This window comes from Qipengyuania sphaerica, from assembly GCF_019711595.1.
Taxonomy (GTDB): Bacteria; Pseudomonadota; Alphaproteobacteria; order Sphingomonadales; family Sphingomonadaceae; genus Qipengyuania; species Qipengyuania sphaerica.
The window spans coordinates 775,428-788,173 of the sequence record NZ_JAIGNR010000001.1 but is presented as its reverse complement, the minus strand read 5'-3'; the positions used below and the strand labels follow the sequence as shown (position 1 = coordinate 788,173).

At 63.2% G+C, this 12,746-nt stretch carries 13 protein-coding genes; 10 read left to right on the top strand and 3 right to left on the bottom strand.

Annotation, left to right across the window (positions count from 1 at the left end):
* Nucleotides 1-15: 15 nt before the first annotated feature.
* Nucleotides 16-846, bottom strand: a complete 831-nt coding sequence (locus tag K3178_RS03940) for a TauD/TfdA dioxygenase family protein (RefSeq protein ID WP_247713502.1) — start codon at nt 844-846, stop codon at nt 16-18.
* A 186-nt stretch (nt 847-1,032) separates the two neighbouring features.
* Here K3178_RS03940 and K3178_RS03935 point away from each other — a divergent pair, with 186 nt between their 5' ends.
* The 7 genes from K3178_RS03935 (at nt 1,033) to K3178_RS03905 (ending at nt 8,329) form a co-directional block, all read left to right on the top strand.
* Nucleotides 1,033-1,587, top strand: a complete 555-nt coding sequence (locus K3178_RS03935) for a F0F1 ATP synthase subunit delta (RefSeq protein ID WP_221570064.1) — start codon at nt 1,033-1,035, stop codon at nt 1,585-1,587.
* 12 nt (nt 1,588-1,599) lie between these two features.
* Nucleotides 1,600-3,129 (top strand): F0F1 ATP synthase subunit alpha, encoded by a 1,530-nt coding sequence (atpA, locus tag K3178_RS03930; protein WP_221570063.1) that lies wholly within the window; start codon nt 1,600-1,602, stop codon nt 3,127-3,129.
* A 27-nt stretch (nt 3,130-3,156) separates the two neighbouring features.
* Nucleotides 3,157-4,029, top strand: coding sequence for a F0F1 ATP synthase subunit gamma (locus K3178_RS03925; RefSeq protein ID WP_221570062.1), 873 nt, complete (start codon nt 3,157-3,159; stop codon nt 4,027-4,029).
* 11 nt (nt 4,030-4,040) lie between these two features.
* On the top strand, nt 4,041-4,403 hold the full coding sequence (locus K3178_RS03920; protein ID WP_221570061.1) for a hypothetical protein: 363 nt from the start codon (nt 4,041-4,043) through the stop codon (nt 4,401-4,403).
* Nucleotides 4,404-4,422: 19 nt separating this feature from the next.
* Complete coding sequence (gene atpD, locus K3178_RS03915; RefSeq protein ID WP_221570060.1) at nt 4,423-5,880, top strand: F0F1 ATP synthase subunit beta; 1,458 nt, start codon at nt 4,423-4,425, stop codon at nt 5,878-5,880.
* A 4-nt stretch (nt 5,881-5,884) separates the two neighbouring features.
* Nucleotides 5,885-6,142, top strand: coding sequence for an ATP synthase F1 subunit epsilon (locus tag K3178_RS03910; RefSeq protein WP_221570059.1), 258 nt, complete (start codon nt 5,885-5,887; stop codon nt 6,140-6,142).
* Between the two features lie 108 nt (nt 6,143-6,250).
* Nucleotides 6,251-8,329 carry a prolyl oligopeptidase family serine peptidase gene (locus K3178_RS03905; RefSeq protein WP_221570058.1) on the top strand — a complete coding sequence of 693 codons (2,079 nt, stop codon included), beginning with the start codon at nt 6,251-6,253 and terminating at the stop codon, nt 8,327-8,329.
* A gap of 3 nt (nt 8,330-8,332) precedes the next feature.
* Here K3178_RS03905 and K3178_RS03900 read toward each other — a convergent pair whose 3' ends face one another.
* Nucleotides 8,333-8,569 (bottom strand): hypothetical protein, encoded by a 237-nt coding sequence (locus tag K3178_RS03900; RefSeq protein WP_221570057.1) that lies wholly within the window; start codon nt 8,567-8,569, stop codon nt 8,333-8,335.
* A 38-nt stretch (nt 8,570-8,607) separates the two neighbouring features.
* Nucleotides 8,608-9,975, bottom strand: coding sequence for a bifunctional UDP-N-acetylglucosamine diphosphorylase/glucosamine-1-phosphate N-acetyltransferase GlmU (glmU, locus tag K3178_RS03895; RefSeq protein WP_221570056.1), 1,368 nt, complete (start codon nt 9,973-9,975; stop codon nt 8,608-8,610).
* A gap of 63 nt (nt 9,976-10,038) precedes the next feature.
* Here glmU and K3178_RS03890 point away from each other — a divergent pair, with 63 nt between their 5' ends.
* The 3 genes from K3178_RS03890 (at nt 10,039) to K3178_RS03880 (ending at nt 12,685) form a co-directional block, all read left to right on the top strand.
* Entirely contained in the window at nt 10,039-10,722 is a 684-nt protein-coding gene (locus K3178_RS03890) for an HAD-IA family hydrolase (protein WP_221570055.1), read from the top strand.
* 130 nt (nt 10,723-10,852) lie between these two features.
* Complete coding sequence (locus tag K3178_RS03885) at nt 10,853-11,782, top strand: SDR family NAD(P)-dependent oxidoreductase (protein ID WP_221570054.1); 930 nt, start codon at nt 10,853-10,855, stop codon at nt 11,780-11,782.
* Between the two features lie 72 nt (nt 11,783-11,854).
* On the top strand, nt 11,855-12,685 hold the full coding sequence (locus K3178_RS03880; protein ID WP_221570053.1) for a DUF4328 domain-containing protein: 831 nt from the start codon (nt 11,855-11,857) through the stop codon (nt 12,683-12,685).
* Nucleotides 12,686-12,746: the final 61 nt, after the last annotated feature.

Here is a 12,746-nt window from a genome sequence, read left to right as displayed (position 1 = left end):
CGGTAGCGCGTCAGATCAAGCAGCCAGCGCCTCTCCGCTTAGCGTAATGCGGTGCATCTCGCGGGCGTGGCCCTGGTAATCGTTCATCGCGTAATGCCAGGTTGTGCGGTTGTCCCAGATGGCGACCGTCCCCGGCTTCCATTCGACGCGGCACTGGTGTTGGGGTTTCATCGCATGGGCGAATAGTTCCTGCAGCAGCGGCAGGCTCTCCTCGCGGGTCATGCCGGTAAAGTGCATTGTGAAACCGGGATTGACGTAAAGGAGCTTCTGCCCGGTCTGAGGGTGGCGGATCACCACCGGATGCGTCGCCCCTGTCTTCAGCTCCTGGCCGCGTAGTGCTGTGCCCTGGTCGGTCTGCGCATAAAGGCCGTCGGGCGCGTAGATGTGATCGGCCGTATGGAAGGCCTCGAGCCCTTCGAGCTTCGTCTTCATTTCATCGGGCAGCGATTCGTATGCCGCGCCCATATGAGCCCAAAGAGTATCGCCGCCTGCAGGCGGGAGCGTACGCGCCACGAGGATCGAGCCCATGGCGGGCACCTGGTCGTAAGAATGGTCGGTATGCCAGCCCCCGCCAATATTGGTGGTCTGGTCCTCGGTCTTGCGGACGACGGCAATCTCGGGATGCTCGTCGGTGAGCGGGAAGTAGTTGTTGATGTCGATCCCGCCCCAGCGGTTGGCAAAAGCGATATGCTCCTCGGGGCTTACGCTCTGGTCGCGGAACACCGCCACGCCGTGCCTATATATAAGGTCGCGAATGGCATCGAGCCGTTCGCCTTGCGCCTCGGCAAGCGACACACCCTTCACCTCCACCCCGCAGCCGGGGGACAGCGCCGCAGTCTCCATCATCACTCTCCTCTGGAGGCAAGATTACGCCTCCTTATACAAGAGTCCAATCATTAGCGGCGAGAGTCGGGTTGCCTTGCAGCACCCCCTTTGCTAGGCGCGCGCCAACCTTGCCGGAGCGACTCATTTTCGCTCCTCCGTGGCATGGCCGTATGAAACCATTTTCCGACCCTAGAGGACGAGAGACGCGTGGAAATTTCCGCCGGTATAAAGGCTAGCCTTGCTGGGCGCTACGCTTCGGCCCTGTTCGATCTGGCCAGTGAGGCCGGGACTGTGACTGCAGTCGAATCGGACATCGAGAAGCTGGAAGCAGCGCTCACCGAATCGAGCGAGCTCAAGATGCTCACCACCAATCCGCGTGTGACCCGCAGCCAGGCCGAAAAGGCGCTGTGGGGCGTGTCCGCGATCATGGGCCTCTCGGAACTCACCCAGAACTTCCTTGGCACGCTCGCTCAGAACCGCCGTCTCGGCCAGCTTCCCGGCATCATCCGCGCCTTCCGCGCGATTGCCGCTGCGCAGCGCGGCGAAGTCGCTGCCGAAGTCACCAGCGCTCACGCGCTGACGGACGCGCAGGTGGCCGATCTCAAGGCCAAGCTGACGGCCCGCGAAGGACGCACCGTCAAACTTTCCACGAAGGTCGACCCCGAGCTCCTCGGCGGCCTCGTCGTCACCATCGGATCGAAGCGCATCGACGGCTCGATCCGCACCCGTCTCAATTCGCTCTCCCAGGCCATGAAGGCTTAAAGGAAACTACTCATGGATATCCGCGCCGCAGAAATCTCCAAGGTCATCAAGGACCAGATCGCCAACTTTGGCAGCGAAGCCGAAGTCAGCGAAGTCGGCTCCGTTCTCTCGGTGGGTGACGGCATCGCCCGCATTCACGGCCTCGACAAGGTCCAGGCCGGCGAGATGATCGAATTCTCCAACGGCACGCAGGGCATGGCCCTGAACCTTGAAGCCGACAACGTGGGTGCGGTTATCTTCGGCGCCGACACCGACATCGCCGAAGGCGACACGGTGAAGCGGACCGGCACCATCGTGGACGTTCCTGTCGGCAAGGGCCTGCTCGGCCGCGTCGTCGACGCTCTCGGCAACCCGATCGACGGCAAGGGCCCGATCGAAAGCACCGAACGCCGCCGCGTCGAAGTCAAGGCACCGGGCATCATCCCGCGCGAATCGGTCAGCGAACCCGTGCAGTCGGGCCTAAAGGCCATCGACGCGCTCGTTCCCGTCGGCCGCGGCCAGCGCGAACTGATCATCGGCGACCGCCAGACCGGTAAGTCCGCCGTCGCGATCGACACCTTCATCAACCAGAAGGAAGCCAACGCTGGCGACGATGAAGGCAAGAAGCTTTACTGCGTCTATGTCGCCGTCGGCCAGAAGCGTTCGACCGTCGCACAGATCGTCAAGAGCCTCGAAGAAAATGGCGCGATGGAGTATTCGATCGTCGTCGCCGCGACCGCTTCGGAGCCCGCTCCGCTGCAGTATCTCGCACCCTACACCGGCTGCGCGATGGGCGAGTTCTTCCGCGACAACGGCATGCACGCCGTGATCTGCTACGACGACCTTTCCAAGCAGGCCGTCGCCTATCGCCAGATGTCGCTGCTGCTGCGTCGTCCTCCGGGCCGCGAAGCTTACCCGGGCGACGTTTTCTACCTCCACAGCCGCCTCCTCGAGCGCGCTGCGAAGATGAACAAGTCGGAAGGCGGCGGTTCGCTGACCGCCCTGCCGATCATCGAAACGCAGGCAGGCGACGTGTCGGCCTACATTCCGACCAACGTGATCTCGATCACCGACGGCCAGATCTTCCTCGAAACCGACCTGTTCTACCAGGGCATCCGTCCGGCAATTAACGTCGGTCTGTCGGTTAGCCGTGTGGGCGGTGCCGCCCAGACCAAGGCGATGAAGAAGGTTTCGGGCTCGATGAAGCTCGACCTCGCACAGTACCGTGAAATGGCTGCCTTCGCGCAGTTCGGCTCGGACCTCGACGCCGCAACGCAGAAGCTGCTGAATCGCGGTGCCCGCCTGACCGAGCTGCTCAAGCAGCCGCAGTTCTCGCCGATGCCGTTCGAAGAGCAGACCGTGTCGATCTTCGCCGGCACCAACGGCTATCTCGACGATATCGCGGTCAACCGCGTGAACGACTACGAAGAGCAGATGCTGAGCTACATGCGCTCGGAGCATGCCGATGTGCTCGCGGAAATCCGCACCACCGGCAAGTTCGAAGACGACACCAAGGACAAGGTCGTCGACGCGCTGAAGACCTTCGCCAAGCAGTTCGCGTAAGACCCACGAGCCTAACAGGGAGCCGTCATGGCCTCGCTTAAAGAACTCAAGGGCCGGATCAACTCGGTCAAGTCGACCCAGAAGATCACCAAGGCCAAGCAGATGGTCGCAGCGGCCAAGCTGCGCCGTGCGCAGGCTGCTGCCGAAGCCGCGCGCCCCTATGCCGAACGGCTGTCGGGCGTGATGGCATCGCTCGCCTCCAAGGTGAGCGGCGACAGCGCGCCCAAGCTGCTTGCCGGCACCGGCTCGGACAAGCGCCACATGCTGGTCGTCGTCAACACCGACAAGGGTCTGTGCGGCGGTCTCAATGCCAATATCGTCAAGGCTGCCAAGGCCAAGGCGAAGGAACTGACTGCAGCAGGCAAGGACGTGTCCTTCTACCTCGTCGGCAAGAAGGGCCGCGCGCCCATCACGCGCGACTATGCCAGCTGCATTGCCAAGCACTTCGACACCTCGACCGTCCGCCAGCCGGGCTTCGAGGAAGCCGAACAGATCGCCGATGACCTGATCGAGCGCTTCGAGAACGGTGAATTCGATGTCGCCCACCTCGTCTACCCGATCTTCAAGTCGGCCCTGGCGCAGGACCCGACCGTCGACCAACTGATCCCCGTCCCCTCGCCGGAGAGCGAAGGCACCGGCGGTGACGCAGTGGTCGAATACGAGCCGGGTGAAGAGGAAATCCTCGAAGAATTGCTGCCGCGTTACGTTAAGACGCAGCTCTTCGGCGCATTGCTGGAGCGCGAGGCATCCGAACAGGGCGCTTCGATGACTGCGATGGACAATGCGACGCGCAACGCAGGCGACCTCATCAACAAGCTGACCATCCAGTACAACCGCAGCCGCCAGGCCGCGATTACCACCGAGCTGATCGAAATCATCGCCGGCGCGGAAGCCCTCTAAAGGAAGATACCGTGAAGAAACTCGCCCTCCTCCTCCCCGTTTTCGCACTGGCAGCTTGCGGTGAAGAACCGGCTCCCGAGCCGACCGCGACCGCTGTCGCCACGCCGGAACCGATCAACGAAGTGCCCGCGCCGAACGAAGCGCTGTTCAAGACCACTTTCGCGGAGACCTGCGAAGGTGCCGAAGCCGTCAACCGTGCCGTTTGCCGCCGCGCCATGGGCGCCGACACGGTCGCTTGCGAATTCGGTCTCGGCGAAGACGAATACCTCCGCCACAAGGCCTCGCTTGCACTGAACGAAGCCGAAGACGGCTGGATGCTCGCAGACGCCGAAGCCCTTTGCGCCGAACATGGCGCGCACCACGTAGACAAGTAAGCCTGTAGGAACCCTCACAATGGCCACCGCACCCAAGCTTAACCAGAGCCCCAACGGCACGATCGCACAGGTCATCGGCGCCGTCGTCGACGTCGCCTTCGAAGGCGAACTGCCGGCAATCCTGACCGCACTCGAAACCAAGAACGGCGACAACACGCTGGTTCTCGAAGTCGCGCAGCACCTCGGTGAGAACACCGTCCGCACCATCGCGATGGACGGCACCGACGGCCTCGTCCGCGGACAGGAAGTCGTCAACACCGGCGCGCAGATCTCGGTCCCCGTCGGCCCGAAGACGCTCGGCCGCATCATGAACGTCGTCGGCGCACCGATCGACGAGCGCGGCCCGATCGGCGCCGACACCACCAGCCCGATCCACGCGGAAGCACCGCTGTTCGTCGACCAGTCGACCGAAGCGGCCATCCTCGTCACCGGCATCAAGGTCATCGACCTTCTCGCTCCCTACGCAAAGGGCGGCAAGATCGGCCTGTTTGGCGGCGCGGGCGTCGGTAAGACCGTGCTGATTCAGGAACTCATCAACAACATCGCCAAGGGCCACGGCGGCGTGTCCGTCTTCGCCGGTGTGGGTGAGCGTACCCGCGAAGGTAACGATCTCTACCACGAATTCCTCGACGCAGGCGTTATCGCCAAGAACGACAATGGCGAAGCCATCTCCGAAGGTTCGAAGGTTGCCCTCGTCTTCGGCCAGATGAACGAACCGCCGGGCGCACGTGCACGCGTCGCTCTCTCGGGCCTGACCATGGCGGAGTACTTCCGCGACGTCGAAGGCCAGGACGTGCTGTTCTTCGTCGACAACATCTTCCGCTTCACCCAGGCGGGTTCGGAAGTGTCGGCTCTGCTTGGCCGTATTCCTTCGGCCGTGGGCTACCAGCCGACGCTCGCTACCGACATGGGTAACCTGCAGGAACGCATCACCTCGACCACCAAGGGTTCGATCACCTCGGTCCAGGCCATCTACGTTCCCGCCGACGACCTTACCGACCCGGCTCCGGCAACCTCGTTCGCCCACTTGGACGCAACGACCACCCTGTCGCGCGCCATCTCGGAACTCGGCATCTACCCCGCAGTTGACCCGCTCGATTCGACCAGCCGCGTTCTCGAACCGCGCGTCGTCGGTGAAGAGCACTACAACACCGCTCGCCGCGTCCAGGAAACGCTGCAGAAGTACAAGAGCCTGCAGGACATCATCGCCATTCTCGGCATGGACGAACTGTCGGAAGAAGATAAGCTGACCGTGGCCCGTGCCCGCAAGATCCAGCGCTTCCTCTCGCAGCCGTTCCACGTCGCCGAAGTCTTCACCAACATCCCGGGCGTGTTCGTCCAGCTGGAAGACACGGTGAAGTCGTTCAAGGCTGTCGTCGACGGCGAATACGACCACCTGCCGGAAAGCGCCTTCTACATGGTTGGCGGCATCGACCAGGCGGTCGAAAAGGCCAAGAAGCTGGCCGAGGACTCCTAAGGACATGGCCCTCCACTTCGAACTCGTCACGCCGGCCAAGCTGGTCCGTTCGGAAGACGTCCACATGGTGGTCGTACCCGGTGCGGAAGGCGAATTCGGCGTGCTCGAAGGCCACGCGCCCTTCATGTCTACCATCCGCGACGGCGAAGTGCAGGTCTACAAGACCGAAGGCGCCGCGCCAGAAACCATCGAAGTCCGCGGCGGCTTTGCCGAAGTGGGCGAGAACGGTCTCACGGTCCTCGCGGAACACGTCGAGGGCTGAAACCGCCCGCACAATTGATTGAACAAGGGCGATCCTGCGGGGTCGCCCTTTTTCGTTGCGGCAGAACTTCGCTCGACATGGCGAACGCGCGCGGCCATTGCGCTGCACATGACTGAACAGAACGTAGCCGCGGATGGTATTCCCGGTCCCGAAGACGATCCCTTCATCTGGCTCGAAGAAGCCCGCAGCGAGGAAGCGCTCGACTGGGTGCGCGCCGAGAACGAACGCACGCTGGAGCATTTCGAACAGGATCCGCGTTTCGCAGAATTGAAGGCCGAGGCGCTGGCGATCTTCGATGCCGAGGACCGCATTCCCTACGTCACGATCCGCAAGGACGGGCTTTACAATTTCTGGCAGGACAAGCGGAACCCAAAGGGCCTGCTGCGCCGGACCACGCTCGAAAGCTATCGCAGCGACAAGCCCGAGTGGGATACGATCCTCGACGTCGACAAGCTCGCTGCCGAGGAAGGGCGCGAATGGGTCTATCAGGGCAGCACCTGCCTACCGCCCGACCAGCGCCTGTGCATGATCGCCCTCTCCGACGGGGGCGAGGATGCCACCGTGATGCGCGAGTTCGACATGGTCGAAAAGCGCTTCGTCGAAGGCGGCTGCGTAATCGATCACAAGAGCCAGGGCGGCATCGAATGGCTCGACGAGGACACGCTGCTGGTCGGCCGCGATTTCGGCGGCGATACGCTGACCGAGAGCGAATACCCCTATACCTCGCGCCTGTGGAAACGCGGAACCCCGCTGTCGGAAGCCGAGGAAATCTTCCGCGGCGAGAAGACCGATGTCTGGGCCGGCGCAGGGCTGTTGCGCGACCATACGGGCAAGGTCCATGGCCGCACCGCCTTCCGCGCAATCTCCTTCCACGAAAGCATCAATTACGTCTGGCACGAAGGCGAATGGCTCGAACTCGATATGCCGCGCAAAGCGCAGCTCGGCGGGATCATCGACGGCCAGCTGACGATGTCGACCGATGTCGACTGGGAGACTGATGGCCAGACCTTCCCCGCCGATGCGCTGATTGCGGTCGACCTCGAGGAATGGAAGCGCGATCCCAACGGCGCGAAGAAGACGCTCGTCTGGGCACCGGGCGACCGCCAGACCAAGCAGGGCGGCGGGTCGACCGCCGAGAGCGCCTATCTCGCCATTCTCGACAATGTCGTGGGCAAGGTGCTCAAGATCGATTTCGAGGACGGTAAATGGGTGACCAGCGAGGTTGCCCTGCCAGACAATTCGACCCTCGGAGTTCAGACAACCTCCTCGCAAACCGGCGAGGTGATGTTCACCTCCACGGGTTTCCTCACCCCCAGCACGCTCTGGTACTCGGACGGCAGCAACGAACCCGAAATACTCAAGACCTCGCCCAGCTATTTCGATGCGAGCGGGATGGAAGTCGAGCAACTGGAGGCAACCAGCGCGGACGGCACCGCCGTGCCCTATTTCCTCGTGAAACCCGAAGGCATGGCCACGGACGGCAACACCCCCACCCTGCTCTACGGTTACGGCGGCTTCCAGGTCTCGCAATTGCCCGGATATGGCGCGACGATCGGCAAGCTGTGGCTCGAGCGCGGCGGGGCCTTCGTGATGGCGAACCTGCGCGGCGGCGGCGAGTTCGGCCCCGGCTGGCACCAGAGCGCGATCCGCGAGAACAAGCAGCGCACCTGGGACGATTTTATCGCGGTCGGCAAGGATCTCGTCGCGCGCGGCATCACAAGTCCGCAGCATCTCGGCGTCCAGGGTGGCTCGCAGGGCGGGCTGCTGGTCGGGACGGCTTTCACGCAGGCACCCGAATTGCTCGGTGCCGCGATCGTGCAGATCCCGCTGTTCGACATGCTGCGCTTCCATGTCATCGGGCGCGGAGCTTCGTGGATCGGTGAATATGGCGATCCGCGCATCACCGAGGAACGCGGCTGGATCGAAGCCTATTCGCCCTACCAGAAGATCGCGGCGGGCGTGGATTATCCCGAGCCTTTCCTGTGGGCCTCCACCGCAGACGATCGCACGCACCCGGCCCATGCCCGCAAGGGAGCCGTCAAGCTCAAGGCATTGGGCCAGCCCTACTGGTATTTCGAGGATATGACCGGCGGCCATTCGGGCGGTGTCGACAACGACCAGCGCGCCAAGCTGCAGGCCTTGCAGATGACCTACCTCATGCAGCGGTTGATGGACAAACGCGGGTAGGCTTCAGCGCCCCCTACGGACCGGAGCATTGAAATTAGGCGGCTTGTCGGCAATCCAGCGCAGAAATTTCGCCAACTCCCCGTTCTCGAGCAGCCTCGCCCGATCATAACCGAAGCGCGCCAGTTCGGCGTTGGTGAAGACCTTGTGGATCGTCTTGTGGCAGATTGGATGGACGGGGACGGTCTCGCGCCCCTTCTTCGATTTCGGCACCGGGTGATGCTGCTGGACCACGCGGCCCATCGGGCGCTCGCATAGCCAGCAGGTGGGCGGCGTCTCGCTCAGCCCTTCTTCTCCGCCGCCTTCTTCTTTTTCATCGTGTCGTGGAAGCGGTCGGCCCAGCCGGGTTTTACCAGCTGTTCGCCGCGCACCATGCGCAGTTCACCCGCAGCGACATCGCGGCTGACGGCGCTTCCCGCAGCGACGATGGCATCGGCGCCGATGTTTACAGGCGCGATCAGCGCGCTGTTCGAACCGATGAAGGCCCGCTCGCCGATCACGGTCTGGTGCTTGAAATAGCCATCGTAGTTGCAGGTGATCGTGCCCGCGCCGATATTCGCGCCAGCGCCGATGGTGGCATCGCCCAGATAGGTCAGGTGGTTGGCCTTGGCGCCCTCGCCCAGGGTCGCCTTTTTCATTTCGACGAAATTGCCGACCTTGCTGCCGTTTTTCATCACCGCGCCGGGGCGCAGGCGCGCATAGGGGCCGACTTCGCAATCCTCGCCGACATGCGCGCCTTCGAGATGGCTGAAGGCGCGGATGCGGGTGCCGCGTTCGACCTTGGTGCCGGGCCCGAAGACGACGTTGGGCTCGACCACAACGTCCTCCGCCAGTTCGGTGTCGTAGCTGAAGAAAACCGTATCGGGCGCCTTCAGCGTCACACCGTTTTCCAGCGCATCCTCGCGGCGCAGGTCCTGGAACTGGCGCTCTGCCGCGGCGAGTTCCTTGCGCGAATTGATGCCGAGCACCTCGTGCGGGCGATCGGCCACCACGGCGGCGCAGGTGCGCCCGTCCTTCACCGCGACATTGACGATATCGGGCAGGTAGTACTCGCCCTGCGCATTGTTGTTGTCGACGCGTTCGAGAAGGTCGAACAAATCGCTGCTGCGTGCCGCCATCAGGCCCGAATTGCACAGGCGGCAGGCGCGCTCTGCCTCGTTCGCATCCTTGAATTCGACCATCTTCTCGATGGTCATGTCTCGGTGGGTGATGACGCGGCCATATTGCAGCGCATCCTCAGGCTCGAAGCCGAGCACGACCACTGCGGGTTCATCGCTCGCGCGCAGCCGCTCGAGCATTTCCACCATGGTCGCGGCCTTGATGAAGGGCGCATCGCCCAGCAGCATCACGACATCGCCGTCAAAGCCTGCCAACGCCTCTTTCGCCTGCGCCACCGCATGGCCCGTGCCCAGCTGCGGTTCCTGCACCACGCAGGTCGCGCGGTCGGAGACCTGGTCGATGACCTGCTCGCGCTCGTCGCCGACGATGACGATGGTGTGTGCGGGTTCGAGCACTGCCACCTGCGCCATCAGATGCTCGATGATCGGGCGGCCCGCGATATTGTGCAGGACCTTGTGGACCCCGCTCTTGAGGCGCGAGCCTTTTCCGGCTGCGAGGATGACGACGGCAAAGGGACGGCTTGTGTTCATGGATTGGGGCCATGCCACCAATCGCTTGCAGTTTGAAGAACCATCCGCCACTCGGGGCCGCAGATGGCTGATTTTCCCTTCGATATCGTCGCCTTCGACCTCGACGGCACCCTCCTCGAAACGCACCGCGACCTCGGCACCGCGGTCAACCACGCGCTGACGCTAGGCGGGTTTGCGACTGTACCTATCGAAAGCGCGACCGATCTTATTGGCGGCGGGGCGAAGATCATGCTCAAGCAGGCCGTCGACGCACAGGGGGGATTGGGCCACGAGGAATTCCGCAAGCTCTACAAGGCGATGCTCGCCTATTACGGCGAGAACTACGCGGTTCACACGCGCCCCTATCCCCACGCGGTCGAGGTGCTGGGCGAGCTGGCGGCACGCGGCGTCACCACGGGCGTGGTCACCAACAAGTTCGAGCAATTCGCGCGCGGAATTCTTGGCGAGCTCGGCCTGATCGACCGCTTCGCCTTCGTCATCGGCGGCGACAGCCTCGGCAAGGGGCCGGACGGCAAGCATATCGCCAAGCCCGCGCCCGAGCCCATCCTCAAGGCGCGCGAACTGGGCGGCGGCGGGCGCACCGTCTTCGTCGGCGACAGCAGCTACGACATGAAAGCGGCGCGCGCAGCGGGCGTGCCGGTGGTCTCGGCCTGCTACGGCTATTGCGACGGGACCGCGGAAGAGCTTGGTGCAGATGCAGCAATCGATTCGCTCGATCGCCTCATTCCCGCCCTTGAAAGCCTGTAACGACCTCGCCCTGCCCTTACGGCATCGCGCCTTGCCGCGAGGCCTGTTGCAAGTGCGAAGGGAACATGGCAGTCCGCTGCCCAATTGACCTTTACGTAAACGACAAACACAATCTAGCAGGAGCCCCCACATGACCATCGACTTCAAGGACAAGGTAGCCATCGTCACCGGTGCAGGCGGGGGCCTTGGCCGCGAATATGCGCTAGAACTCGCCCGCCGCGGCGCGAAGGTCGTGGTCAACGACCTCGGCGGTGCGCGCGACGGCACGGGCCATTCGGACATGGCGCTGCAGGTCGTTGAGGAAATCGAGAAGATGGGCGGCGAGGCGATGTCGAACGGCGGCAGCGTCACCGAATACGACCAGATGGAAAAGATGGTCGCCGACGCCAAGCAGAAGTGGGGCGGCGTGCACATCCTGCTCAACAACGCGGGCGTGCTGCGCGACAAGACCTTCGCCAAGATGAGCCCGGAAGACTTCGAATTCGTCCTCAAGGTCCACCTGACCGGTTCGGCCTTCGTCACCAAGGCGTGCTGGGAAACCTTCCGCGAGCAGGCCTATGGCCGCATCATGATGACCGCATCCTCGACCGGCCTGTTCGGCAATTTCGGCCAGGCCAATTACGGCGCGGCGAAGCTGGGCCTCGCGGGCCTAACCAAGACTCTCGCGCTCGAAGGCGCGAAGTACAACATCAAGGTCAACACGCTCAGCCCCGTGGCCGGCACGCGCATGACCGAAGACCTCTTCCCCGAAGAAGCCTTCAAGCTGTTCGATCCGGTGAACGTGGTCCCGGCCGCGCTCTTCCTCGTCAGCGAGGATGCGCCGACCAATGCCATCGTCGGCGCGGGCGCTGGCGGCTATCACTCGGCATGGACGGTCATGAACGACGCCGTCTGGCTGCCCGAGGGCGAGCGCACCGTGGAAGGTTTTGCCGCCAACTGGGACAAGATCTCCGACTTCTCGAACCTCAAGGCTCCGCAGTCGGGCTCCGAGCAGTCGGGCGCGATCCTGACCGCGATGCAGAAGGTCACCGGCACCGGCCCGAGCAGCGCGCGCGGATAAATCGCCGAAGCACATTGCAGGAAACCCCGCGACGTTGCACAACGGCGCGGGGTTTTTCTTTGGGGGTCGTCCATGGATAGGGAAGACAAACTGCGCGGCATGCGCAAGAGTTCGCTGGTCGTAACCGTTTTCGCAGCGCTGCTGGTACTGACCGGGCTGACGCAGATCGGTCTCGCCGGGGTCGCGGTAAGCGAAGAATACGAGCGCATCGAGCGGTTCGAGGAATTGACCCGCCAGCGCACCTATTACGGCTACCAGGCCCAGCAGGCCGCGCTGCAGAACGAATACAACCGCTCGAGCAGCGCCTTCTTCCTGCAAGGCCGGTTCATTCCCGACAGCGAGACCATGACCTGGACCTCGCCCGCCGTGCTGGCGCTGATCGCTCTCGTGCTTTCAGCGCTCGGGTTCCTGGTGTCGGCCATGGTCTGGGTGTGGCGCGCGCATGCGAACATGGTGGAAGCCGGGTGGAGGCCCAAATACGGGCCGCAAATTGCCGTGGTGGGCTACCTCGTCCCGTTAATGAACCTCGTCGTACCCTTCGAGGCGATGCGCGAACTCTACAATCGCAGCAACGGTGAAGGCGACGATTTCGCCCATTCGACCGCCGAAGACGTCACTGCATGGTGGACGGCGGTGCTGGTCGGCATGCTCGTTTTCAGCGTGATGACCTTCAAACTGCTGGTCGACGCGGGCACCAACCTTATCCTGATGACGCCGCTCTGGATGGAATATGGCGTCTTCGCATTCGGGTTCATCCTGATCCTCGGCGGCGCCTACCTGTTCTCCTCGCTGACGCGAAAGATCACGGTCGCTCAAGAAGAATTCCTGCCGGAATTGGACGCCGGGCCGATCGAGGATGAGGCGCACCGCCGGATGACCGTGAACATCGTCAGCGGGCAGTAGAAACCGAGGCGTGTTGACGTATTAATACACTGAGACTACAACCTGCCCATCCTTCAATGGG

What these genes read in the sequence shown, in the direction of transcription:
- K3178_RS03940 (WP_247713502.1), bottom strand. Translation starts at nt 846, where the DNA reads ATGATGGAGACTGCGGCGCTGTCCCCCGGCTGCGGGGTGGAGGTGAAG.
- atpA (WP_221570063.1), top strand. Translation starts at nt 1,600, where the DNA reads ATGGATATCCGCGCCGCAGAAATCTCCAAGGTCATCAAGGACCAGATC.
- K3178_RS03925 (WP_221570062.1), top strand. Translation starts at nt 3,157, where the DNA reads ATGGCCTCGCTTAAAGAACTCAAGGGCCGGATCAACTCGGTCAAGTCG.
- atpD (WP_221570060.1), top strand. Translation starts at nt 4,423, where the DNA reads ATGGCCACCGCACCCAAGCTTAACCAGAGCCCCAACGGCACGATCGCA.
- K3178_RS03910 (WP_221570059.1), top strand. Translation starts at nt 5,885, where the DNA reads ATGGCCCTCCACTTCGAACTCGTCACGCCGGCCAAGCTGGTCCGTTCG.
- K3178_RS03905 (WP_221570058.1), top strand. Translation starts at nt 6,251, where the DNA reads ATGACTGAACAGAACGTAGCCGCGGATGGTATTCCCGGTCCCGAAGAC.
- K3178_RS03900 (WP_221570057.1), bottom strand. Translation starts at nt 8,569, where the DNA reads ATGGGCCGCGTGGTCCAGCAGCATCACCCGGTGCCGAAATCGAAGAAG.
- glmU (WP_221570056.1), bottom strand. Translation starts at nt 9,975, where the DNA reads ATGAACACAAGCCGTCCCTTTGCCGTCGTCATCCTCGCAGCCGGAAAA.
- K3178_RS03890 (WP_221570055.1), top strand. Translation starts at nt 10,039, where the DNA reads ATGGCTGATTTTCCCTTCGATATCGTCGCCTTCGACCTCGACGGCACC.
- K3178_RS03885 (WP_221570054.1), top strand. Translation starts at nt 10,853, where the DNA reads ATGACCATCGACTTCAAGGACAAGGTAGCCATCGTCACCGGTGCAGGC.
- K3178_RS03880 (WP_221570053.1), top strand. Translation starts at nt 11,855, where the DNA reads ATGGATAGGGAAGACAAACTGCGCGGCATGCGCAAGAGTTCGCTGGTC.